This window comes from Pseudoalteromonas sp. SR44-2, from assembly GCF_014163745.1.
Classification (GTDB): domain Bacteria; phylum Pseudomonadota; class Gammaproteobacteria; order Enterobacterales; family Alteromonadaceae; genus Pseudoalteromonas; species Pseudoalteromonas distincta.
In genome coordinates this window covers 154178-179604 of sequence record NZ_JACJDW010000003.1, presented here as the reverse complement: position 1 = coordinate 179604, position 25427 = coordinate 154178, and the positions used below count along the sequence as shown (strand labels likewise).

Genomic DNA, 25427 nt, shown 5'->3' with positions numbered 1-25427 from the left:
AGTGTTTTTTTATATTCCCTAACGGGGTTAATTTTATTACTTTTTAGTAACACTTGTATCTTAAATAAAAACAAACTCATTTAAAACAAAAAACCAGCAAATTGCTGGTTTTTTATTAGGGCGTGTTGACCTTTGCGGATTGAAATTTGTTCAATCTAGGGGCGATTAAATCGCGGCGCGAGGTTTGTAACCTAGTGGGCTAAGTAAAAACCGAGCAACAAAGAGTTTATCGCCCCTAGGCAAAACCCGAAGGGCAGCGCATGTTTGGCATTTATGCTGCGTTATCGCCTATTTATGGGGAGTAACCACATTTCATAGGCTCTGCCTTGCCTAAAAACCAAACATACTGCTGTAAATTCAACCATCAAAGATCAACACGCCCTAGTTAAACAATTATATTATTAACTCATTGCCATCATCATTGCCGATGGGTTTTCTAAGTACGATTTCCATAGGTTATTAAAGCGAGCAATCGTTCCGCCATCAATAACACGATGATCGCCAGACCAACTTACTTGCATTATCGCTTTACTCACAACCTGCCCACTTTCGTCAAAACGTGGTAGATGCTGTAGTTTACCAAGCGCAACAATAGCTACTTCTGGTTTATTAATTATTGGGGTCGCAATAGTCCCGCCAATCGCACCAATGTTAGAGATACTAATTGTCCCACCTTTTAAATCATCAGGTGCAACACGCCCTTCTCGCGCTGAGTGAGTTAAGCGTGTTAAATCATTAGCCACATCAACAATACTCTTACTCTGGCACGATTTAATATTAGGCACTAACAAGCCAATTTTTGAATCAACCGCTATACCAATATTATGATCGTTATAATAGGTGAGCTCTGAGCAATCATCATTCACTTTTGAATTAAGTACAGGGTACTCTTTCATTGCTAGCGAGAGTGCTTTTACAAAAAATGGCATCATGGTGAGCTTTACGCCTTGTGCTTTGTACTGCTCTTTTAAGGAGCTGCGCAAAGCTATAAGCTGTGTTAAGTCTATTTCATCACTAAACGTAAAGTGCGGAATAGTTGAAACCGATGCCACCATTTGCTTGGCCATGGCCGCTTTAATGCCTTTAATTTGCTCTACTCGTACGCCACCGCTTTGATTCTGTGTTTGGTTTTGTACAGCACTTTGAGAAGCATCGCTATTAAGCGGTGAAGTATCAATAGTATTTGGCACTTCGCCTTTTACAAACTCTTCAATATCTTGCTTGTAAATACGTCCATTTTTTCCACTACCTGGTACGCACGTTAAATCAACATCTAGCTCACGTGCTTTACGACGAACTGCAGGCGACGCAACCGCTTTTTGATTGATAACCTTTGCAGCTTGCTGAGTTTTAACAGAGGCAACTTTTTCAGCGACGGCATTAGTTTGAGCTTTTACGACCGCTTGGTTTATATCAACATTTGGCTTTACTGCACTGCCTGCAATTGTCATTTGAAACAACGGGCTATGTACTTTTGCTATTTCACCTTTTTGGTAATATAGTTTTTTTACTGTGCCTGTATATTTTGCCGGAATTTGTACTAATGCTTTGTCGGTCATTACGTCACAAACAGCTTGGTCTTCTTCTATTTCATCGCCTTCTGCGACTAACCAATCAACAATCTCACATTCGACAATACCTTCACCAATATCTGGTAGTATAAAGTCTTCAACTACATCAGATGCATTGTTACTAGTTTGATTTTCAGCTTGAACTGGCTCTTCTACTACTTCATTACTCGTACTATCACCAGTTACATCCATAGCAAATAAAGGCGCATGTACTTTAGCAATTTCACCTTTTTGATAATATAGCTTTGTAATAATGCCATCATGCACTGCCGGAATTTGTACTAATGCTTTGTCTGTCATCACATCACAAATTGGCTGATCCTCAGATACGGTATCGCCTTCTTGAACTAGCCACTCAACAACTTCGCATTCAACAATGCCTTCACCAATATCGGGTAATATAAAATCTTTCGCCATGGTAACCCCTAAAAATCCATTGATTGTTTAATTGCAGCCAACACTTTTAGTGCATCCGGTACGTATTCTTTTTCAAGTGCCAAAGGGTATGGTGTATCTAAACCACATACACGTAAAATTGGCGACTCTAAATGCAAGAAACACGCTTGTTGTATTGTTGCTGCTATTTCGGCACCAAAGCCATTAGTTATAGGCGCTTCATGGCTCACGATTAAACGGCCGGTTTTAATAACCGATTTAGCAATCGTTTCAACATCCCATGGTAAAATACTACGAAGATCTATTACTTCACAGCTTATACCTTGCTCGCTTGCTTGCTGTGCTGCCTCTTCAATAATCTCCATTTGAGCACCCCACGCTAAAAGCGTAATATCACTACCCTCTTGTACTACTTCAGCCGTGCCTAATTCAATACTATAATCTTCTTCTGGCACTTCGCCTGTTGATGCACGATATAAACGCTTAGGCTCAAAAAATATGACAGGGTTATCGTCTTTAATTGATGCACGTAATAAACCTTTAGCTTGATAAGGGTTACGCGGTACAACTACTTTCAAACCCGGTGTATGCGCAAAATACGCTTCGGGTGATTGCGAGTGGTATAAGCCACCAGCAATACCGCCACCATAAGGTGTACGAATAGTTAAGTTACCCACATTAAATTCATTACCACTGCGATAACGAAATTTAGCGGCTTCATTTACTATTTGATCAAACGCTGGGAAAATATAATCAGCAAATTGAATTTCTGCCAATGCAGGCGCACCAAAAGCAGCTAAACCATTAGCAAAACCTAAAATACCTTGCTCGGTTAAAGGCGTATTAAAAACACGATGTTTACCGTACTTTTCTTGTAAGCCTGATGTTGCTCTAAATACACCACCGAAGTAACCAACATCTTCACCAAAAATACAGGCTTGAGGGTGTTCGTTCATCGTAATATCGAGGGCAGAGTTAATTGCGTGGAGCATGTTCATTTTAGCCATTACTTAATTCTCCCTGCAGTTACTGGGTAAGCATCTGGGTGCTGTTTTATATGTTCTTTTAGTTGCTCGTACTGGCGTTGCAATAATGGAATTGGAGTATCGTAAACGTCAGATACCAATTCTTCTAAAGCAGGCTTGGCAACAACTTCAGCACGCTTAAGCGCTGCTAAAATTTCTTCACGAATCGACTCTTTTGCTTTTATATCGTCTTCTTCGTTTAACCAGTCTTGCTTGACCAACCATTTTCTAAATTTATCAATAGGACAGATTTGATTATTTGCTTCTTCATCTTTAGAGCGATAACCACTGGGATCGTCTGACGTCGAGTGCGCACCCAAACGATAAGCAATCGATTCAATGAGTACAGGCTCACCTTGTGTTGAGGCTATTTCGCGTGCTTTTTTAGTCGCCGCATACACAGCAAGTGCATCTGTGCCATCAACACGAATTGTTTTAATGCCATAACCCACACCACGCGACGCAATACCATCGCCTTTAAACTGTTCATCAGCAGGGGTAGATATGGCATAGCCGTTATTACGTGCAAAAAATATAACCGGCGCTTTGTGAACAGCCGCCATATTTAAGCCCGCATGAAAGTCACCTTCTGATGCAGCACCTTCACCAAAGTAACAAATAGTCACGTTATCAATTGTGCTTGCAAGCTCACCTGTTTTAGCGTCGATATGCTTTATTTTTTGACCATATGCATAACCTGTTGCCTGTGGTATTTGCGTACCCAGTGGCGATGAAATCGTCATGTAGTTTAGCGCTTTAGAGCCATAATGGATTGGCATTTGGCGACCTTTACCTAAATCCAATTCATTTGAGAACATTTGGTTCATAAATTGATCGAGTGTAAAACCACGATAATGTAGTGCAGCTTGTTCACGATATTGAGCCATGATCATATCGTCTTGATCAAGAGCAGCAGCAGAGGCTGTAACTGCGGCTTCTTCGCCTAGGCATTGCATATAAAAACTAACACGACCTTGGCGCTGCGCGCCTTGCATACGTTCATCTAACAAACGTATAAAACGCATTGTTTCATATAACTTAATAGCGGTATGTTTTGAAATATCAGGTGCGGTTGCACTAGGATGAATGTCGCCGTCCTCAGTTAAAATACTAAGGGTTGGAATATTAAGTGCTTGGCCATCAATAAATTCAAGCTCGTGGTTAATATTCAGCGATACGTTATTTGGATTACTCATAACCTACCTTCTTTTGTTGTCGGTAAAACAGTGCCCCTTTAAATTATTATTGTGGGTGATTGTTGCTGGTTAAACTTTGCAACATCTGCACTATCTTTAATTAAAGCTGCCAACACTTTACGTTAACGTAAAGTGTTATTCAACACATCTGGGACGAAACAAAAGCAAATACAGGTTAAATAAGTGGCAAGTTAACGATACGGTTACTTTAATTAATAGTAATCATATAGTTAACTTGAAGCCAGTAGTGGTCTGATGAGTTTAATTAGACGAAATTGCTATCAATATCCATTGGAATAACAGTAAGCAGTGCTCTTTGGCCTAATGCTACGCTCGCATTTGGAAATATAATAGCCTCACCTTCAACGTCAGCGTAAATAGCTGTATCACCGTCGGTTGCAAGTAGTTCACCTTTCGCAAAGCCAGTAAAGTTCTCAGCATCATCAGAAAAAGGGAAACTAAAATCATCCTGCGTTCTATTAATTGTGCGGTGCACTGCAAATAACTCAAACTCACTTGCATTAAAATCAGGGTATTTAACTTCATTTTGGCTAATTAATGCAGTTAATGTTTGCTTTGTTTTTTCAAAGCGGGTCATATCATTTTGGCCAAATAGCTTAACTTGACCCAGCTCTACTGTAAACGAGTCTGCACCATGAACAAACGATGAATAATAGCTAAACGTTGTTGCAGGAGATTTCATCATAAGTACGGTATTTACACCACAGCTCAATAAAAATTGTAACTGTGACTTTTTCCATGGCTTACCATGTAAAAATGGATACACAGCAAATTTTTCGTTTTTAGAGCCTCTAATTGCAGTGTGTAAGTCGTAATGACATCGGCTACTGCCTTGCTGGCCACGGGCATAAAAGTCACTTACGTATTGCTCAAGCTTTGCAGCGCGGTTTCGTTCATTATTCATTGGTACACCTTCAACTGTATGGTAACCATTAAATAATCTATTTAAGTTTTCTTCTACAAAACGCAGGCCAATATTAATTGATTGTGGATTACCATAAATAAATAAAACACGCTGCTTAAGGACTAGCTCACCTTTTATAATTTGTTTAATGAGCGCATCACAAATTTCAATTGGCGCAGTTTCGTTACCGTGTACAGCGCTTGAATAAATTACATCTTTGCTTGTTTTAACAGCAGGTTGAAACTCAATTACACCGGTATCGTGTATATTTACACAAGTCCCATTATCTAAAACAAACTCACCTGCATCTAAATACCATTCGTTATTACGGCTAAGCGTTAAAAAATCGCCAGTTTGTTTTAATTCATTTAAGTAAGATGGATTGGCTGACATGTAATAAGCCCTTTAAAAATAATGTGAGAGTAAACTCTTATGCATATATTTTTATAAATACACAAGGTATAGAAACGAAAACGGCTGAATAAATCAGCCGTTTCAAAATTATTAGATTAAGTTAGCTTATAACTGAATCTACAAGCTTTTTAGCTTCTTTTTCAAGTAACGCTAAATGCTCTTCACCTTTAAATGATTCAAGGTATATTTTATAAATATCTTCAGTACCTGATGGACGCGCTGCAAACCAGCCATTTTCAGTGACCACTTTTAAACCACCAATTGCCGCATCGTTGCCTGGTGCATGAGTCAGCTTTTGCAAAATAGGTTCGCCAGCAAGTGTATCTGCTTTAACATCAGTAGCACTCAATGCTTTTAAACGTGACTTTTGGCCGCTTGAGGCCGGTGCATCAAGGCGTTTATAAATTGGAGAACCAAACTCTTGTTCTAGTTCTTTATAAAGCGCTGATGGAGTTTTACCTGTTACTGCAAGTATTTCTGCAGCAAGTAGTCCCATAATAAAGCCGTCTTTATCTGTACACCATACAGAGCCATCAAAACGTAAAAATGCAGCACCTGCGCTTTCTTCGCCACCAAATGCAAGCTTGCCTTTGCTTAAGCCTTCAACAAACCATTTAAAGCCTACGGGTACTTCTTTTACTTTACGATTATTACGCGCTGCTACTTTATCGATCATAGAGCTAGAAACCAGTGTTTTACCAATCTCTACTGTTTCATTCCAATCACGGTGTTTAAGTAAGTAATCAATTGCCACTGCTAAAAAGTGGTTTGGATTCATTAAACCATCTGGCGTTACAATACCGTGGCGATCGTAGTCAGGGTCGTTACCAATAGACACATCAAAGTCATCTTTTAATGCAATAAGGTTTGCCATTGAATAAGGTGATGAACAATCCATACGAATTTTGCCATCTTTATCAAGTGGCATAAAAGCAAAACGTGGGTCAACAACATCATTAACGACGGTTAAATCTAAATTATATTTTTTAGCAATAACAGGCCAAAAATTAATACCTGAACCACCTAGTGGATCAATACCAATTTTGATACCTGCATCGCTAATGGCTTTGAAATTAACGATATTTGCTAAATCATCAATATAAGGAGTCATTAAATCTTTGTAGCGAATGAAGCCTGAACGTGAAGCTTTAGCGAATGGGAATAACTCAACTTCAACCAAGTCTTCTAATAAAAGTTGATTTGCTCTGTCTTCAATCCACTTAGTGACGTCGGTATCAGCAGGTCCGCCATTAGGTGGGTTGTATTTAAAGCCACCATCTTCAGGAGGGTTATGTGAAGGCGTAACAACAATACCGTCTGCAAGCTCATTTGGGTGTAGCTTGTTATGGCTAACTATGGCGTGGCTGATAACTGGCGTTGGTGTAAAGTCACCGTTTTCTTGCGTTATCACTTGCACTTCGTTAGCAACTAAAACTTCAATAGCTGAATTAAATGCAGCCTCACTCAGTGCGTGTGTGTCTTTACCTAAAAATAACGGACCAAAAATATCATTTTGTTTTCTATAATCACAAATAGCCTGAGTAATTGCTAAAATGTGTGACTCGTTAAATTTAACATCGTAAGAACAACCACGGTGGCCTGATGTACCAAAAGCAACACAATGCTCTGGATTTTGTTCAAGATCAGGTTCGTTTAAGTAATACGCAGATACTAATTTAGGTACGTTAACCAGTGCTGATTGTGGAGCAGTTTTGCCTGCGCCTGAGTGAATAGCCATTATATTTCCTTACAGGTAATCGCGAATTTTTTCAGCTTGCTCTGCACTATATCCAAGGCAAAGAGCAACTTCATGAAGCATCATTTTTTTACGCGTTGTATTAGAATTTGTCATAACCCAATATTCACTATCAGTTATGTTTTTAGGGTTCATACTACTACCGCTATTTACTAAGGCTTCTTTACTAGTAGCAAAGTAAACACGGTCACGCCCTTTTATATCTAGCACAGCCGAAAAATCAGTTTTATGTGTGCGGTAAAATGCACTTAAAATAAACAAAAAGCGCCCAACAACACCCTTTTGCATTGCCAGCTCTTCTTTATTTAATACATTAAAAACATTATCGCTTTTTTGCTTCACGGGTGCGTGAGCTACAGGCGTTTGTTTTTTTGAAGTCTCAGCAGCAGGTAGCTCTGAGCTTTTTAATGTGGCGGTAGACGTAGTCGCAGTTTGATTATTTTGAGTTAGTTCTACGTTTGCGGTTTGAATTTTTTCGCCGCTCAGATTTAATAAACGACGTAAAATAGTGGATGCACTTTCACCAATACTTTGCGTATTGCTTGCAATATACTGATATAACTCGTCGTCTATGTCGATTTGTTTCATGTTCTTCCTGTCATTACGGGTCACATTTTTTTCTCCCGTGTGATTATACCCAAACCAATCAGAAATGCGAGTTACAACAAGCACTCCCGTAAACATATTAATATTTACTTGATTGTTGTTGATTTAACAAACAAAAGCCCAATTTAATAAATAGTCGCTGTATTTTTTGCTTTTTAGAGCAATGCTCGGCAAACTATGGCGAAATTTTCAGGAGGCGTGTATGCAGTTAAATTACAAGCAACAAGGGCAAGGCCCTAATGTTATCTTGATCCACGGACTTTTTGGATCATTAGAAAACCTAAATGTAATCGCAAAACCATTAAGTGAACACTTTAATGTTATTAACGTTGATTTACGCAACCACGGGCTTTCTCCTCATAGTGATGAAATGAACTACCCTGCAATGGCTCAAGATATTGTCGAGTTATTAGCACATTTAAACATAGATAAAGCTCATTTAGTTGGACATTCTATGGGTGGGAAAGTCGCAATGGAATTAGCACTAACACACCCTGAACTGGTAAATAAATTGGTTGTACTTGATATCGCACCTGTTAGTTACCCTGCTCGCCACACAAAAATATTACAAGCATTAAAAGCAGTTTCAACGCAGTCAATAGACGATAGAAAGCAAGCTGATGCAATTATGCAGCCTTATATTGAAGAGCTGGGGGTTCGACAGTTTTTACTTAAAAGCCTCGCTAAAAATGAAGAAGGTCATTTTGCATGGCGATTTAACCTAAATGTGCTTGATGAAAAATATTCGACAATTACGTCCAATGTTAATGAAAACAATTCTTGTTTATGTGATACTCTTTTCATTAAAGGTAATGATTCTGACTATATATTGCCCGAGCATCGTACTGCCATTACAGCACGCTTTAAAAACACCAAGGCTAAAATTATTCATGGCGCAGGTCATTGGCTTCATGCTCAAAAGCCTCTTGCTGTTAATAAAGCGATAAATGACTTTTTAACTGCGGTTTAAAGCAATTTTAATCGCGTGTTTTTGATTCAGCGCACTAAATATATGAATATTTATATGCTATAGTACGCGCCGTTTAATTTAAAGGTTATACGTTGATGGTCAGTCAGTTAATTAACGAATTTGATACCCTAGGGTTGTATTTTGGCTTAGCCGGTATTTTCATATTCATCGGCATGGCAATTAAAGACGTACTAAAAAGTGGCAATGTGCCAAAGTTCGGGCAATACATTGTTTGGGGCGTGCTCTTTTTAGGTTGTTCAGGCTTTATTGCTAAAGGGCTTATTCAAGTATTTTGGCAAGGCGCAGGTGTAGGTTAAGCATGGCGAAGTCAGAAACAGATAGAACTACACTCGATTTATTTGAATACGAAAAACGCCCAGGCAGACCTAAAACCAATCCCCTTTCTCGGGATATGCAGTTAAAGGTAAATAAACGTAATCAAATAAAAAGAGATAAAGCACGCGGTTTAAAGCGTGTTGAATTTAAAGTTTCATCGCAGTTATATCAAGCATTGAGTGATATGGCAGATGCACAAAATATTAGCCGTAGTGCGCTGATTGAAACGATTTTACAAGAAAGATTGGCTATTGATACATAAAAGGTTTTAAATCCATGGCAAGTGTAGGCATTTTTTTCGGAAGTGACACAGGTAACACAGAACACGTAGCAAAAATGATCCAAAAAGAATTGGGTAAAAAGCTAGTGGCTGTTCATGATATTGCAAAAAGCTCTAAAGAAGAGATTGCTGAATTTGATTTAATCTTATTCGGTATCCCTACTTGGTACTACGGTGAAGCTCAATGTGACTGGGATGACTTTTTCCCAGAACTTGAGGAAGTAGACTTTGAAGGTAAACTTGTTGCTATTTTTGGTTGTGGTGACCAAGAAGATTACGCTGAGTACTTTTTAGATGCAATGGGCATGATCAACGATATTGTTACTGAACGTGGCGCTATTGTTGTGGGCCATTGGCCAAGTGAAAGCTATGACTTTGAAGCATCTAAAGGAATGGCTGATGATAAGCACTTTGTAGGTTTGGGTATCGACGAAGACCGTCAACCAGAGCTTACAGAACAACGTGTTAAAGCATGGTCTGCTCAAGTATATGAAGAAATGTGTTTAAGTGAATTAGCTGACTAATTTACTGCATATATCGCTAGCTGTTTAAATAATTATCAAACAGTTAGCGTTTTAAGCTTTAGAGGCAATATAAATCAATTGTTCTTTGCACTTAACGCTTAGGCACGTTATCCTGTTTGTTGCTAATGTGTCGTGTACATCTTTGCAAGATGTCTAGTATAACCAAATAAAATTGAGACAGATTTAATGACTGATCATAACTTGGAACTTAAAAAAGCCGGTTTAAAAGTAACTTTACCGCGTATTAAAATATTAGAGATTTTACAATCTCCAGATAACCAACACATCAGTGCTGAAGATGTTTACAAAATTCTTTTGGATCTAGGTGAAGAAATTGGTCTTGCAACTGTATACCGCGTACTTAACCAATTTGATGATGCGGGTATTGTAAGCCGTCATCACTTTGAAGGCGGAAAATCAGTATTTGAACTTTCAGGAAGCACTCACCACGATCATTTAGTATGTTTGAAATGTGGCAAAGTGGTAGAGTTTGAAGATGACATGATTGAGCGTCGTCAACTAGAAATTGCTGAAGAAAATGGTATTACTCTTACAAACCATTCTTTGTATTTATACGGTGAGTGTAATGATAAAGCAGCGTGTAAAGAATTTAGCGACGCTAATAGCTAATACCGCTTTTAAAAGCAATAAAAAAAACCTGCTAAGTGCAGGTTTTTTTGTGCCTAAAAAACAATAATATTGAATATACCCAGTAAATCCTGGGTATATTTTAAGTATTACTTATTGAGTTTTAGACCATGAATCGCGAAGACCCACGGTTTGATTAAATACAACGTTCTCTGATTTAGAATCACGAGAGAAATAACCTGTACGCTCAAACTGAAAGCCCTGCTCTGCTTGTGAATTAGCAAGCGATGGTTCTAATTTAGCATTAGGTAAAACAACCAGTGACTCTGGGTTTAGCGTAGTTTCAAATTCCTCTGCAGCTGCTGGATTTGGTACGCTAAACAAACGGTCGTATAAACGAACTTCTGCAGTAATAGACTCTGGTGCTGAAACCCAATGAATAACACCTTTTACTTTACGACCATCACTTGGGTTTTTACCAAGTGTTTCACTGTCGTAAGTACAGAAGATAGTTGTAATTTCGCCATTTTCGTCTTTTTCAACACGCTGCGCTTTAATAACATAAGCACCACGTAAGCGTACTTCTTTATCAAGTACTAAACGTTTGAATTTGTTATTCGCTTCTTCTTTAAAGTCTTCTCGTTCAATATAGATTTCACGAGTAAATGGAACATCACGACGCCCCATTTCTTCTTTATTTGGGTGATTAGCCACTGATAAAGTTTCAACTTTATCTGCATCGTAGTTTTCAATAACAACTTTAACAGGATCGAGCACAGCCATTGCACGTGGTGCATTTTCGTTTAAGTCTTCACGGATACAGGCTTCAAGCATGCCCATTTCAACCATATTCTCTTGTTTTGTTACACCTATACGCAAACAAAATTCACGAATTGAACCTGGTGTATAACCACGACGACGTAAACCTGCAATAGTAGGCATGCGAGGGTCATCCCACCCTTCTACATAGTTATTTACTACTAAATCATTTAGCTTACGCTTTGACATAATAGTGTATTCAAGATTTAAGCGCGAAAACTCAATTTGTTGCGGGTGACACTCTAAACTAATGTTATCAAGTACCCAGTCGTATAAACGACGGTTATCTTGGAACTCTAATGTACATAATGAATGTGTAATACCTTCAAGCGCATCAGAAATACAGTGAGTGAAATCATACATTGGGTAAATGCACCACTTATCACCTGTTTGATGATGATGAGCAAAACGTACACGGTAAATAATTGGATCGCGAAGCACCATAAATGAGCTTGCCATATCAATTTTAGCACGCAGTACACATTCACCTTCTTTGAATTCGCCAGCGCGCATTTTTTCAAATAACGCTAGGTTTTCTTCAACTGAAGTATCTCTATAAGGACTGTTTTTACCTGGCTCTTTTAATGTACCGCGGTACTGTCGTGCTTCGTCTGCAGTTAAAAAACAAACGTACGCTAAGCCTTTTTCAATAAGCTCTACTGCGTAACCATATAAAGTATCAAAATAGTTAGAAGAATACTTTATGTCGCCATCCCAATTAAAGCCTAACCACTGTACATCCTCTTTAATAGAGTTAACGTAGTTAATGTCTTCTTTTTCAGGGTTTGTATCGTCAAAACGTAGGTTACATAAACCGTTGTAGTCTTTTGCGATACCAAAATTCAAACAAATTGATTTGGCATGGCCAATATGTAAAAAACCATTTGGTTCAGGTGGAAAACGTGTATGCGTTGTCGCATGTTTGCCACTTGCTAAGTCTTCATCAATTCGGGTTCTAATAAAGTTACTTGGGCGATTCTCAATTTCCGCCATAGGAGTGTGATCCTCTAAATATTACGTAATAACAAAACTAATGCATTATTACAAAAACATACACTAACATACAGCAATAGATTAAGGTTTATTTTAGATATTGATTAACTTTAATCCACTTGTTCAATTGTTTATGAATAAAATTTGTTTTAACGCAACATTTAAGTCATCAAAGCCAATTATAGTAGCTAAATAACCTACTTTATAAGGATTCTAAGATGGCGACACTTAATCAACACCGTGTATATATTCCAACTAATGCACGCGCTAACCACTATTTATTGGCTGAAATAATACCTAATGAAGCATTTTATAATAGCTTTAGCACTATAAACTGTTGCTATGAGCGTATTGCGCGTCAATTATTTGCATGTTGTGATGAGTATGAACTGCATAATGTACATTTATTAGCAAACGATAAACTACCGGTTGTACGCTTTCATGATGAGTCATATCAATTAGAAACCGACAAGCAGATGTTGTTTTTTTATAACCCTCGTTATCACGAGGCACATAAAATTTATTACTCACCAGATATAAAAAGTAAGAAAATACGTTTCTTGTTTTTAGCCACGGGTGAAGACTTACGTGCAAACTCAGCTTTGTTTCACAATAGAGTACAAAAAGTATTAAACTTACTCCAAGAACAGTTATTTATAAATCAGCCCCAATTTAAACTTCGCGATCACCAACATCTAACTTACGATTTATTTGCTAAAGATAAGGGAAATAAAGAGAGTTATGGATATAAACTCAGAAGCCTCTACCCTCGTTATCAATCAAGGCAATGTAATATCCCTAGTGACTATGCTGAAATGACTTACGCAACATTTACCATTGCGGTTTCTCGAGCCATCAAAACACAGTTTCAAACAATGGTGAACAATAACGATGTGGAAAAGTTTTATGATTACTTTGCAGATAGTTTTAAACGCGCATGTGAAAAAAACAAACTAACACACGGTGCAATGGTAGCTAATGGCGCAATACCCATTGTCCGAAACAGTAAAATAGATAAAAATGAAGGTAATACAGAGTTACAAAAGTTGAGTTTTGATGTTGAATCAAATGAAAATCAAATTAAGTATTTTTATGAAGCAACAAAATTAGTAGAAACACTACATTTTGTTATTGTCGCAACTCAGCAGGATAAACATGAAATTGGTTATGGCCGCTTTATGAACCAAGTAGAGAAAACAATTCATGCATTATGTAACGAGCTGGCTATAAATAAACAACGACAAGATTTGTCTGTACGCTTTTTTCAGCATATTAGTTATCCGTTCTAAATTTACCTCAATAACAAAAAGGCCCGCATAAGCGGGCCTTTTCAGAGGAAACAAGCAATTACCAGCCTGTTTTCTCTTTAAGTGCTTTACCGATTTCAGCAAGTGAACGTACAGTTTTTACGCCCGCAGCTTCTAATGCAGCAAATTTTTCATCAGCAGTACCTTTACCGCCTGCGATGATTGCGCCAGCGTGACCCATACGCTTACCTTCTGGTGCAGTAACACCAGCAATGTAAGATACTACAGGTTTAGTTACGTTAGCTTTGATGTAATCTGCAGCTTCTTCTTCTGCAGTACCACCAATTTCACCAATCATTACGATTGCTTCAGTTTGTGGATCTTTTTCGAACATTTCTAAAACGTCGATAAAGTTAGTACCTGGGATTGGATCACCACCAATACCAACACACGTAGACTGACCAAAACCAGCATCAGTAGTTTGCTTAACCGCTTCGTACGTTAAAGTACCAGAGCGAGAAACAATACCTACTTTACCAGGTTTGTGGATGTGACCAGGCATGATACCAATCTTAGTCTCACCAGGAGTAATAACACCTGGACAGTTAGGACCGATCATACGAGTACCTGTTTGATCTAGTTTAACTTTTACGTCAACCATATCAAGCGTAGGGATACCTTCAGTGATACAAACAATCAGCTCGATGCCAGCATCGATAGCTTCTAAGATTGCATCTTTACAGAAAGGAGCTGGTACGTAGATAACTGAAGCAGTTGCGCCAGTTTCTTGAACAGCATCACGAACTGTGTTGAATACAGGAAGACCAAGGTGCGTTTGACCGCCTTTACCTGGGCTTACACCACCAACCATTTGTGTACCGTACTCAAGCGCTTGCTCTGAGTGGAAAGTACCTTGGCCTCCAGTGAAACCTTGACAGATAACTTTTGTATCTTTATTGATTAATACAGACATTATTTGCCCTCCGCAGCAGCAACAACTTTCTCAGCAGCGTCTGTTAGTGATTCAGCAGCAATGATATCTAGACCTGAGTTCTTAAGAACTTCACGACCTAATTCAGCATTAGTACCTTCTAAACGTACAACTACAGGTACATTTACGCCAACTTCTTTAACTGCGCCAATGATACCTTCAGCAATCATGTCACAACGTACGATACCGCCAAAGATGTTTACTAAAACAGCTTTAACATTATCGTCAGAAAGGATGATTTTGAATGCTTCAGAAACACGTTCTTTAGTCGCGCCGCCGCCAACATCTAGGAAGTTAGCCGGTTTGCCGCCGTGTAGGTTTACGATGTCCATAGTACCCATTGCTAGGCCTGCACCGTTAACCATACAACCAACATTGCCATCTAGAGCAACGTAGTTAAGCTCGAAGCTTGCTGCGTGTGCTTCACGTGCATCTTCTTGAGATGGATCGTGGAACTCACGAATTTTAGGCTGACGGTAAAGTGCATTACCATCAATACCGATTTTTCCGTCAAGACAGTGAAGGTTACCTTCGTCTGTAATTACTAACGGGTTGATTTCAAGTAGTGCGAAATCAAAATCAGTAAACATGTTACCAAGACCCATAAAGATCTTAACAAACTGCTTCATTTGTACTGGGTTAAGACCCAATTTGAAGCCTAGTTCACGTGCTTGGTAAGCTTGAGGACCCACTAATGGATCAATTTCAGCTTTGTGGATAAGCTCTGGTGTTTCTTCTGCAACAGTTTCAATTTCAACGCCGCCTTCAGTAGACGCCATGAAAACTACTTTGCGAGATGCACGGTCAACTACTGCACCTAGGTACAATTCGTTAGCAATGTCAGTACAGCTTTCAACTAAAATTTTAGCTACTGGCTGGCCTTTCTCGTCTGTTTGGTAAGTAACTAGGTTTTTACCCAACCAGTTAGCTGCAAACGCTTTTACTTCGTCGATAGTTTTTACTAGCTTTACACCGCCAGCTTTACCACGTCCACCTGCGTGAACCTGAGTTTTAACAACCCACATATCACCGCCGATTTTTTCAGCAGCTGCTGCAGCTTCTTCAGGTGTATCGCAAGCGAAACCCTGAGAAACTGGTAAACCATATTCGGCAAAAAGTTGTTTTGCCTGATACTCATGCAAATTCATGATGCTTTATCCAATTTTTTATACTAAAAGAGCTGAATATTTTTTCAAATAAACAACTATCCCAAATTGCGCACCTAGTATAGATCCCAAGGCTTAACATGAAAACCCCAGTAAGACCAAAGGCGCAAAAAAAAAGCTGTGAATGTTCATTCACAGCTTACATTTCATACAACTAGATTAAACATCTAGCAATAAGCGAGTTGGATCTTCAAGTAACTCTTTAATAGTCACTAAGAAACCAACAGATTCTTTACCATCAATGATACGGTGGTCATAAGAAAGTGCTAAATACATCATAGGAAGTATTTCTACTTTACCATTTACGGCCATCGGACGGTCTTGGATTTTATGCATACCCAAAATTGAAGACTGTGGCAAGTTAATGATAGGTGTAGATAGTAATGAACCAAATACGCCGCCATTAGTGATGGTGAAATTACCACCGGTCATATCTGCAAGCGTTAGCTTACCATCACGACCTTTAAGTGCTAATTCACGAATACCCTTTTCGATTTCAGCAACAGATAGTTTGTCACAATCTTTAAGTACTGGAGTAACTAAACCACGTGGAGTAGATACTGCAATGCTGATATCAAAATAGTTATGGTAAACAATATCGTCACCATCAATTGATGCATTAACATCTGGGAAGCGTTTAAGTGCTTCAGTTACCGCTTTCACGTAGAAAGACATGAAGCCTAAACGAATACCATGACGCTTTTCAAATACTTCTTGGTACTGCTTACGAAGGCTCATGATTGGTTCCATGTTCACTTCGTTGAATGTTGTTAACATTGCAGTTGAATTTTTAGCTTCAAGAAGACGTGTAGCAATCGTTTTACGTAAACGAGTCATAGGAACACGTTTTTGAGTACGATCGCCCATCGGTGCTGCAGGAGCAGAAGCTTCTGCTTTTTTAGCCGCTGGCGCTGGTGCTTTTAAGAACGTATCAACGTCTTCTTTAGTTACGCGGCCATTTTTACCCGTGCCGTTAATTTTAGAAGCGTCTAAGCCTTTCTCAGCAATTAAACGACGAACTGATGGTGTTAACACATCTGAACTTTCGCTAGAATCTGCTGCTGGCGTTTCGTCTGCTTTTGCAGCTGGAGCCGCTGGTGCACCGCCTGCTTTAACCGAACCAATTACTTGCTCGCCTAGTACAGTATCGCCTTCGTTGTGAATGATATCACCCATGATGCCATCTTCTTGAGCGACTACTTCAAGAACAACTTTATCTGTTTCAATATCTACCAAGTTTTGGTCGCGTGTTACTGCGTCACCTGGTTGTACATGCCATGTAGCAATTGTTGCGTCTGCAACTGATTCTGGAAGTACAGGTACTTTAATGTCCACTTCTTTACCTTCTGATGCTGGTGCTGATTGCGCCGCAGGCGCGTCTTCTGATTTAGCTGGTGCTGATTCTTCTTTAGATGAACCTTCACTTGCTGGCGCTGCATCAGCATCACCAAGTAAACCCATAACTTGATCGCCAAGTACGGTTGCACCTTCTTCTTGTGATATTTCTGTAATTACACCGTCATGCTGTGCAACAACTTCTAAAACCACTTTATCTGTTTCAATGTCTACTAAGTTTTGATCGCGAGTTACTTTGTCGCCAACACTTACATGCCATGTAGCAACGGTAGCATCTGCAACCGACTCAGGAAGAACAGGAACTTTAATTTCTGTGCTCATTGCTTATCCTTTATTTTCTATAGTAAGCGCGTCGGCAACGAGCGCTTGTTGTTCTTTAGTATGTACTGACATGTAACCACACGCTGGTGATGCAGACGCTTTACGTCCTGCATATTTTAATTTAGCACCTTGTGGGATTGCATCAATAAAGTGATGTTGTGAACAGTACCATGCACCTTGGTTTTGTGGCTCTTCTTGACACCATACAAAATCAGTTACGTGTTGGTAACGCTCCATAATTGTTTGCATTTCGTCATGTGGGAACGGATATAACTGCTCAACACGAACAATAGCAATATTATCTTGCTCTAGCTTACGACGCTCTTGTAATAGTTCGTAATAAACTTTACCACTACAAAATACAACGCGTTCAACTTTCTCAGGGTTAATATCATCAACTTCGTCGATCATATTATGGAAAACACCATGCGATAGCTCTTCAAGCGATGAAGTTGCAAGAGGATGGCGAAGCAACGACTTAGGCGTCATAACAATCAACGGACGACGTAGTGGTCGAACTGATTGACGACGAAGCATAGCGTAAACTTGTGCAGGAGTAGATGGAACACATACTTGCATGTTGTGATCAGCACATAGTTGTAGGAAACGCTCTAAACGAGCTGAACTATGTTCTGGACCTTGTCCTTCGTAGCCATGTGGTAACAAAATTGTAAGACCACATAAACGGCCCCATTTTTGCTCACCAGAACTTAAGAATTGGTCAAATACAACTTGGGCACCGTTGGCGAAATCACCAAACTGTGCTTCCCAAAGCACTAATGAAGTAGGCTCTGCAGTTGCATAACCGTATTCAAAAGCAACAACAGCTTCTTCAGATAAAACAGAGTCAAATACTTCAAAAGTACCTTGATCTTCGCTTAAGTGCTGTAGAGGTGTATAAGTAGCGCCGTCTGATTGACTGTGAACAACAGCATGACGATGGAAGAATGTGCCACGCCCTGAATCCTGACCAGTTAAACGAATGTCAGTGCCTTCAGTTGCGATTGTTGCATAAGCAAGTGTTTCTGCCATACCCCAATCTAGAGGTTTCTCACCAGAAGCCATTAATTTACGATCATCGTAAATCTTTTTAACGCGTGACTGTGCTTTATATTGCTCTGGGTAAGAAGCGATTTTCTCACCGAGTGCTTTGAGCTCTTCAACAGGCACGCTGGCATCGTAATCAACATCCCATTCATGGCCAACATACTTTGCCCAATCTGAAGAATGCGATGTCTCTGGTTGTATTTCTGAAACAACACAGTTGCCTTCGTCTAATGCATTACGGTACTCATCAGCAAGTGCTTTTATTTCTTGTTCAGAAAAAGAGCCTTCAGCTATAAGTTGATCTGCGTAAATTAAACGTGGAACTGGGTGCTTTTTAATTTTTTGGTACATAACAGGCTGAGTTGCATTAGGCTCATCAGCTTCATTGTGACCATGGCGACGGTAACATACTAAATCGATTACTACGTCACGTTTAAACTGGTTTCTGAAATCAAGTGCAATTTGAGTAACAAATGCAACTGCTTCAGGGTCATCAGAGTTAACATGGAAGATAGGTGACTGAACCATTTTAGCAATGTCAGTACAGTAATCTGTAGAGCGTACATCGTCTTGTTTAGATGTAGTAAAACCAACTTGGTTATTTACAACAATACGAATACTACCACCACAACTAAACGCGTTAGTTTGTGATAAGTTAAACGTTTCTTGTACAACACCTTGGCCTGTAACCGCAGAATCACCATGAATTGTAATTGGTAAAGCTTTAATACCAGAACTGTCACCTAAGCGGTCAAGACGAGCACGTACTGAGCCCATAACAACTGGGTTTACAATTTCAAGATGAGACGGGTTAAACGCAAGCGCCATATGAACATTGCCACCTTTAGTAGCAAAGTCAGATGAATAACCCATGTGGTATTTAACATCGCCAGAACTTAATGTTTCTTTATGTTTACCAGCAAACTCATCAAATAATTCTGATGGATTTTTACCAAGTACATTTACAAGAACATTTAAACGACCACGGTGAGCCATACCAATAACAGCTTCTTGTTGGCCGCTTTCACCTGCGCGGTGAATAAGCTCTTTTAACATTGGAACTAACGCATCGCCACCTTCAAGTGAGAAACGCTTAGCACCTGGGAACTTAGCCCCTAAATATTTTTCAAGTCCGTCAGCAGCAGTTAATCCTTTTAGGATACGCAGCTTTTCGTCTTTTTCGAATTTTGGCCTAGACTGGACAGATTCTAAACGCTGTTGTAACCAACGCTTTTCCTCTGTTGATGTGATGTGCATATACTCAGCGCCAATTGAACCACAATATGTAGTTTTTAGTGCTTGGTATAGTTCACCTAAAGGCATAGTATCGCGGCCTACGGCAAACGATCCTACGTTAAACTCGCGGTCAAAATCACTTGAAGATAAGTCGTGGTACTCTAGCTCTAAATCTCGTACACGCTCTCGTTGCCAAATACCTAATGGATCTAGGTTTGCATTTTGGTGTCCACGAAAACGGAAAGCATTAATAAGTTGTAGAACTTTAACCTGTTTAAGGTCTCCGCCACTACCCTCTGCTACCACTACTTCTCTATGCTTGTTTTTTGCAAGCTGTGCAAACTGCGTTCGAACTTCTGAATGTTTTACTTCAACATCCACACCATCAACTTTAGGTAATTGTTCGAACACTTCTCGCCATTCATCTGGCACAGAAGTCGCATCGTCTAAATACGCTTCATAAAGCTCTTCTACATAAGCAACGTTGCCGCCGTTTAAATGTGAAGATTCTAGCCATGCCTTCATCACACCTTCGTGCATTTATAAGCCCTTTTCTTTAGCGCAGAAATTAATAGTTATCATAACAAGATGGCTAATAATCTGTATTAGCCATCTTACGTTTACTAAGTAATCAAACCGCTCGGTTTAATAACATAGATTTGATTTGCCCAATTGCTTTAGTCGGGTTAAGACCCTTAGGACAAACGCTAACACAGTTCATGATACTGTGGCAACGGAACACACTGAACGCATCGTCTAAATCCGCTAAACGTTCTTCAGTTGCTGTATCTCGGCTATCAGCTAAGAAACGGTAAGCGTGAAGAAGGCCTGCTGGACCAATGAACTTGTCTGGGTTCCACCAGAACGAAGGACACGATGTCGAACAACATGCACACAAAATACACTCATATAGCCCATCTAATTTATCACGTTCTTCAATAGATTGAAGACGCTCTCCTGCTGCAGGCTGATCATTAATTAAATAAGGTTTAACTTTTTCGTACTGAGTGTAGAACTGACTCATGTCAATAACAAGGTCACGAACCACAGGTAAGCCTGGTAACGGACGTACTACAATTTTACCTTTGCCATTTTTTTGTAGCGTAGATAAAGGAGTAATACATGCTAAACCATTTTTACCATTCATGTTAACACCATCAGATCCACACACACCTTCACGGCATGAACGACGAAAAGATAGTGTAGGATCTTGTTCTTTTAAAAGAATAAGTGCATCTAACACCATCATGTCGTGACCTTCCTCTGTTTGCAAGGTGTATTCTTGCATACGAGGAGCGTTGTCAACATCTGGATTATAACGATAAACTGAAAATTGTACTTGTGCCATCGTCTATCTCCTAGTAAACACGTGCTTTAGGTGGGAAAGCTTCACGCGTTTTAGGCGCATAGTTTACATCACGCTTACTCATTTCATCCGTTACAGGATTGAATACTGAGTGACATAACCAGTTTTCGTCATCACGATCTGGGTAGTCAAAGCGAGAATGTGCACCACGGCTTTCTGTACGGAAGTTTGCAGCTACTGCAGTTGAGTAAGCTGTTTCCATTAAGTTATCTAGTTCAAGACATTCGATACGCTGCGTATTGAAGTCTGATGATTTATCATCAAGACGAGCATGTTGCAGACGTTCACGAATTTCTTTAAGTTCTTGAAGACCTGAAGCCATTGAATCGCCTTCACGGAATACCGAGAAGTTAAGCTGCATACATTGCTGTAGGTCTTTTTTGATTTGAACTGGATCTTCACCTTGGCCAGCCGTTGAATTTTCCCAACGGTTGTAACGTGCAAGAGACGCTTCTAAATCTGACTCTGAAGCCGCTTTTGATACTTCAACATCTTTAAGGTATTTACCTAAGAAGTTACCAGCAGCACGGCCAAATACAACTAAATCTAGTAATGAGTTACCACCTAGGCGGTTTGCACCGTGTACAGATACACATGCAATCTCACCAACAGCAAATAAACCTTCAACTACTTTTTCGTTGCCTTGAGCATCGATTTGTAGCGCTTGACCATTTACGTTAGTAGGAACACCACCCATCATATAATGACAAGTAGGAATTACTGGAATTGGCTCTTTAGCTGGATCAACGTGAGCGAAAGTTTTAGCTAGGTCACATACGCCAGGAAGACGTAGGTTAAGCGTTTCTTCACCTAAATGGTCAAGTTTCAGCTTGATATGAGGACCCCAAGGACCATCACAACCACGACCTTCACGGATTTCAGTCATCATTGAACGCGCAACAACATCGCGAGACGCTAAGTCTTTTGCATTTGGTGCGTAACGTTCCATGAAGCGCTCGCCATCTTTATTTAAAAGATAACCGCCTTCACCACGACAACCTTCAGTTACTAGCGTACCAGCACCTGCAATACCCGTTGGGTGGAACTGCCACATTTCCATGTCTTGCATAGAAATACCAGCGCGTGTTGCCATACCAACACCGTCACCGGTGTTAATATGAGCATTTGTTGTTGATGCGAATATACGACCTGCACCACCAGTGGCTAATACAACTGCTTTAGATTTGAAGAAAGTGATTTCACCTGTTTCAATCTCAATTGCTGTACACCCTACTACATCGCCATTGTCGTTTTTAACTAAGTCAAGTGCATACCACTCAGAGAATACATTTGTTTTGTTTTTAACGTTTTGTTGATATAGAAGATGAAGTAAAGCATGACCAGTACGGTCAGCTGCAGCAGCAGTACGTGCGGCTTGTTCACCACCAAAGTTTTTCGATTGACCACCGAAAGGACGTTGGTAAACACGGCCATTTTCAAAACGAGAAAATGGTAGTCCCATGTTTTCTAATTCAGTAATAGCTTCTGGGCCAGTTTGACACATATATTCAATAGCGTCTTGGTCACCGATAAAATCGGAACCCTTAACGGTATCGTACATATGCCATTCCCAGTTGTCTTCGTGTGAATTACCAAGCGCTACTGTAATACCACCTTGAGCAGATACAGTGTGTGAGCGCGTTGGAAATACTTTAGATATTAATGCACACGTTTTGCCAGATTCTGTAATTGCTAAAGCAGCGCGCATACCAGCACCACCTGCACCAATTACTACGGCGTCAAATTCACGAACAGAATATTTCACTTAAACACCCCATAATACGATTAGACCAATAGCTACGTAAGCAACGGCCATTAGGTTTAAAACAAAACCTAAAACAGCACGCAACTTCGAACACTTAACATAGTCTGTAAGAACTTGCCAAAGGCCAATGCGGGTATGAACCATAATGCAAATAAGGGTAATTAAAGTAAACCCTTTCATTGCTAGGTTAGAGAAGAGGCCTGTCCAGGCTTCGAAAGTGACTTCTGGCGTCGCTAAAAAATAGCCGATAATAAAAATCGCGTACGCGCTGATTATTAATGCCGTGGTACGTAAAGATACGAAATCTTGTACACCATCACGTTTTAGAGTTGCTTGATTTAAAACCATATCCACACCCCTGCCAATACGGCAAACACAACACCAAGAGCCATTGATACTTTAGCGCTGAGGTTACCTGATTCAAGTTCTTCCCAATGTCCCATATCCATAATCATATGACGGATGCCACCAATAAGGTGATAACCTAATACAGAAACAGTGCCCCAAGCTATAAATTTGGCAATGAATCCGTTAAACAGACCCTTGACGAATTCAAAACTTTCAGCTGAAGAGAGAGACTCAGACCAAGCCCAAATGACAAACGTTAAAGCAAAAAACAATGCAACACCGGTGACGCGGTGAAAAATTGAAGCTTTAGCCGTTGCCGGCATAGATATAGTTGTTAGATCTAGATTTACAGGTCTTTGCTTTTTCACAGTTACTTGCCCATCTTTGCTCACAGTGGAGCTCATCTACTTGTTTTTCTAAAAACCCACCAAATATTACTGATGGAACTATCAGAATAAACGTATCAAAATAGTTAAAGTTCACAAAACAGTAAATTTTAAGCTGTTAAGAATATGTTTACCCAAATACAATACGGTTTAAAACCACCATTAGTATATATACCCACAGGACTTTTTACAATTCTTGTTTATTTAGAGATGTTTGCGAATTAGCCAATAGTATTATATTTAATTAATACCGAATATTTATTATACATATATGCATAATGTTTATAAAAATTGACTTTAACCCCCTCTTTCACGTTAAAATGCGAAGATGTGCTTAAAACAGATTTCAGAACTTTAAAATCTAAAAATCAGAATAGATATCTTAATAGGAGATACATAGCGATGGCAGATAAAAAAGCCACAGTCCATATTGATGGACTAGATCCAATCGAACTTCCAATTTATCAAGGCACTGCTGGCCAAGATGTAATCGACGTACGTACGTTAGGTTCACATGGTCACTTTACTTATGACCCAGGTTTCATGTCGACTGGTTCTTGTGAATCTGCAATCACCTATATTGATGGTGGTAAAGGTGTACTACTTCACCGTGGTTACCCAATTGAGCAATTAGCTGAAGATTCTAACTATATTGAGCTTTGCTACTTACTTTTAAATGGTGAGTTACCTTCTAAAGAACAATATGAAGTTTTTAAGAATGAAATCACTACAAGCACTATGCTTGACGAGAAGATTGCTAACTTTTTCCAAGGTTTCCGCTTTGACGCTCACCCAATGGCAATGCTTTGTGGCGTAGTGGGTGCGTTATCATCTTTTTATCATGAAGACCTTGATATTACTGATGCAGAACAACGTAAAACAAGCGCAGTTAAGCTAGTTGCTAAGTTACCAACTATTGCTGCAATGGCTTATAAAACAAACATCGGCCAACCGTTTGTATACCCACGTAACGATTTAAGCTACGCAGAAAACTTCTTACACATGATGTTCTCTGTACCTGCTGAAGAATATAAAGTTAACCCTGTAACTGCTAAAGCTATGGATAAAATCTTTATGCTTCATGCAGATCATGAGCAAAATGCATCGACTTCAACAGTTCGTCTTGCTGGTTCATCAGGTGCTAACCCGTATGCATGTATTGCAGCTGGTATTGCTTCTTTATGGGGACCTGCTCACGGCGGCGCTAACGAAGCATGTTTAAACATGTTAGAAGAGATTGGCTCTGTGGACCGTATTGATGAATACGTTGCTAAAGCTAAAGACAAAGCTGACCCATTCCGCCTTATGGGCTTTGGTCACCGCGTTTACAAAAACTTCGACCCACGTGCTACAGTAATGCGTCAAACGTGTCATGAAGTTTTAGCTGAGCTAAATATCCAAGATCCACTTCTTGATATTGCTATGAAGCTTGAGCAAATTGCCCTTGAAGACCCGTACTTTGTAGAGAAGAAACTATACCCTAACGTAGATTTCTACTCTGGTATTATCTTAAAAGCGATTGGTATTCCAACAAGCATGTTCACTGTAATTTTTGCAATGGCACGTACTGTTGGTTGGATCACTCACTGGGATGAGATGCTATCTCAACCTGGTCATAAGATCAGCCGTCCTCGCCAAATGTATACTGGTTACACTCAACGTGATTACGTATCAACTGACAAGCGTTAATTGACGCTGGTTAGTTTAAAAGGCCGCATTTTGCGGCCTTTTTTATTAACAGCACTTGAGAATTATCATAAACCGATTACAATCCCTGCCTTAAAAACACTATGTAGATG

22 protein-coding genes are annotated in these 25427 nt (G+C 39.6%); 7 read left to right on the top strand and 15 right to left on the bottom strand.

What is annotated here, in order from left to right; all coding sequences use genetic code 11:
* Positions 1 to 401 precede the first annotated feature (401 nt).
* The 6 genes from H5115_RS03200 to seqA form a co-directional block, all read right to left on the bottom strand.
* Positions 402 to 1988: a dihydrolipoyllysine-residue acetyltransferase gene (locus tag H5115_RS03200; RefSeq protein ID WP_182753596.1), complete on the bottom strand. Its 1587-nt coding sequence runs from the start codon at positions 1986 to 1988 to the stop codon at positions 402 to 404.
* Positions 1989 to 1996: 8 nt separating this feature from the next.
* Positions 1997 to 2974 carry an alpha-ketoacid dehydrogenase subunit beta gene (locus H5115_RS03195; RefSeq protein ID WP_182753594.1) on the bottom strand — a complete coding sequence of 326 codons (978 nt, stop codon included), beginning with the start codon at positions 2972 to 2974 and terminating at the stop codon, positions 1997 to 1999.
* A complete protein-coding gene (locus H5115_RS03190; RefSeq protein WP_002962935.1) occupies positions 2974 to 4188 on the bottom strand; it encodes a thiamine pyrophosphate-dependent dehydrogenase E1 component subunit alpha in 1215 nt (404 codons plus the stop codon). Before H5115_RS03190 ends, H5115_RS03195 begins: the two co-directional genes overlap by 1 nt.
* Positions 4189 to 4453: 265 nt before the next feature.
* On the bottom strand, positions 4454 to 5506 hold the full coding sequence (astE, locus tag H5115_RS03185) for a succinylglutamate desuccinylase (protein ID WP_182753592.1): 1053 nt from the start codon (positions 5504 to 5506) through the stop codon (positions 4454 to 4456).
* A 121-nt stretch (positions 5507 to 5627) separates the two neighbouring features.
* Positions 5628 to 7265, bottom strand: a complete 1638-nt coding sequence (pgm, locus tag H5115_RS03180) for a phosphoglucomutase (alpha-D-glucose-1,6-bisphosphate-dependent) (protein ID WP_182753590.1) — start codon at positions 7263 to 7265, stop codon at positions 5628 to 5630.
* A gap of 9 nt (positions 7266 to 7274) precedes the next feature.
* Positions 7275 to 7871 carry a replication initiation negative regulator SeqA gene (gene seqA, locus H5115_RS03175; RefSeq protein ID WP_002962932.1) on the bottom strand — a complete coding sequence of 199 codons (597 nt, stop codon included), beginning with the start codon at positions 7869 to 7871 and terminating at the stop codon, positions 7275 to 7277.
* Positions 7872 to 8091: 220 nt separating this feature from the next.
* On the opposite strand from seqA, the gene H5115_RS03170 reads away from it, so the two are divergent.
* The 5 genes from H5115_RS03170 to fur all read left to right on the top strand — a co-directional run bounded on the left by H5115_RS03170 (position 8092) and on the right by fur (position 10629).
* Entirely contained in the window at positions 8092 to 8859 is a 768-nt protein-coding gene (locus H5115_RS03170; RefSeq protein WP_002962931.1) for an alpha/beta fold hydrolase, read from the top strand.
* 95 nt (positions 8860 to 8954) lie between these two features.
* On the top strand, positions 8955 to 9176 hold the full coding sequence (locus H5115_RS03165; protein ID WP_002962930.1) for a DUF2788 domain-containing protein: 222 nt from the start codon (positions 8955 to 8957) through the stop codon (positions 9174 to 9176).
* Positions 9177 to 9178: 2 nt separating this feature from the next.
* Complete coding sequence (gene ybfE, locus H5115_RS03160) at positions 9179 to 9457, top strand: LexA regulated protein (RefSeq protein WP_002962928.1); 279 nt, start codon at positions 9179 to 9181, stop codon at positions 9455 to 9457.
* 14 nt (positions 9458 to 9471) lie between these two features.
* Positions 9472 to 9999 carry a flavodoxin FldA gene (gene fldA / locus H5115_RS03155; RefSeq protein WP_007586856.1) on the top strand — a complete coding sequence of 176 codons (528 nt, stop codon included), beginning with the start codon at positions 9472 to 9474 and terminating at the stop codon, positions 9997 to 9999.
* Between the two features lie 186 nt (positions 10000 to 10185).
* Positions 10186 to 10629, top strand: a complete 444-nt coding sequence (gene fur, locus H5115_RS03150; protein ID WP_002962922.1) for a ferric iron uptake transcriptional regulator — start codon at positions 10186 to 10188, stop codon at positions 10627 to 10629.
* Positions 10630 to 10740: 111 nt separating this feature from the next.
* Here fur and glnS read toward each other — a convergent pair whose 3' ends face one another.
* The gene (gene glnS, locus H5115_RS03145) at positions 10741 to 12399 is read right to left on the bottom strand and encodes a glutamine--tRNA ligase (RefSeq protein ID WP_182753588.1); all 1659 of its coding nucleotides are present in this window, start codon (positions 12397 to 12399) and stop codon (positions 10741 to 10743) included.
* Between the two features lie 218 nt (positions 12400 to 12617).
* Here glnS and H5115_RS03140 point away from each other — a divergent pair, with 218 nt between their 5' ends.
* Positions 12618 to 13688 (top strand): DUF3083 family protein, encoded by a 1071-nt coding sequence (locus tag H5115_RS03140; protein ID WP_182753586.1) that lies wholly within the window; start codon positions 12618 to 12620, stop codon positions 13686 to 13688.
* A 58-nt stretch (positions 13689 to 13746) separates the two neighbouring features.
* On the opposite strand, the gene sucD is transcribed toward H5115_RS03140, so the two are convergent.
* The 8 genes from sucD to sdhC all read right to left on the bottom strand — a co-directional run bounded on the left by sucD (position 13747) and on the right by sdhC (position 23610).
* Positions 13747 to 14619: a succinate--CoA ligase subunit alpha gene (gene sucD / locus H5115_RS03135; RefSeq protein WP_182753584.1), complete on the bottom strand. Its 873-nt coding sequence runs from the start codon at positions 14617 to 14619 to the stop codon at positions 13747 to 13749.
* Positions 14619 to 15785, bottom strand: coding sequence for an ADP-forming succinate--CoA ligase subunit beta (sucC, locus tag H5115_RS03130; protein ID WP_002961809.1), 1167 nt, complete (start codon positions 15783 to 15785; stop codon positions 14619 to 14621). The genes sucD and sucC overlap by 1 nt, the downstream gene beginning before the upstream one ends.
* 177 nt (positions 15786 to 15962) lie before the next feature.
* Entirely contained in the window at positions 15963 to 17480 is a 1518-nt protein-coding gene (gene odhB, locus H5115_RS03125; RefSeq protein WP_039487977.1) for a 2-oxoglutarate dehydrogenase complex dihydrolipoyllysine-residue succinyltransferase, read from the bottom strand.
* A 3-nt stretch (positions 17481 to 17483) separates the two neighbouring features.
* Positions 17484 to 20303 (bottom strand): 2-oxoglutarate dehydrogenase E1 component, encoded by a 2820-nt coding sequence (gene sucA, locus H5115_RS03120; RefSeq protein WP_033021680.1) that lies wholly within the window; start codon positions 20301 to 20303, stop codon positions 17484 to 17486.
* 91 nt (positions 20304 to 20394) lie between these two features.
* Entirely contained in the window at positions 20395 to 21111 is a 717-nt protein-coding gene (locus H5115_RS03115; protein ID WP_002961804.1) for a succinate dehydrogenase iron-sulfur subunit, read from the bottom strand.
* A 10-nt stretch (positions 21112 to 21121) separates the two neighbouring features.
* Entirely contained in the window at positions 21122 to 22894 is a 1773-nt protein-coding gene (gene sdhA / locus H5115_RS03110) for a succinate dehydrogenase flavoprotein subunit (protein ID WP_002961801.1), read from the bottom strand.
* Entirely contained in the window at positions 22895 to 23242 is a 348-nt protein-coding gene (sdhD, locus tag H5115_RS03105) for a succinate dehydrogenase, hydrophobic membrane anchor protein (protein ID WP_002961798.1), read from the bottom strand.
* Positions 23233 to 23610: a succinate dehydrogenase, cytochrome b556 subunit gene (gene sdhC / locus H5115_RS03100; protein ID WP_076914908.1), complete on the bottom strand. Its 378-nt coding sequence runs from the start codon at positions 23608 to 23610 to the stop codon at positions 23233 to 23235. The genes sdhD and sdhC overlap by 10 nt, the downstream gene beginning before the upstream one ends.
* Before the next feature lie 420 nt (positions 23611 to 24030).
* On the opposite strand from sdhC, the gene H5115_RS03095 reads away from it, so the two are divergent.
* Positions 24031 to 25317 (top strand): citrate synthase, encoded by a 1287-nt coding sequence (locus tag H5115_RS03095; protein WP_002961796.1) that lies wholly within the window; start codon positions 24031 to 24033, stop codon positions 25315 to 25317.
* Positions 25318 to 25427: the final 110 nt, after the last annotated feature.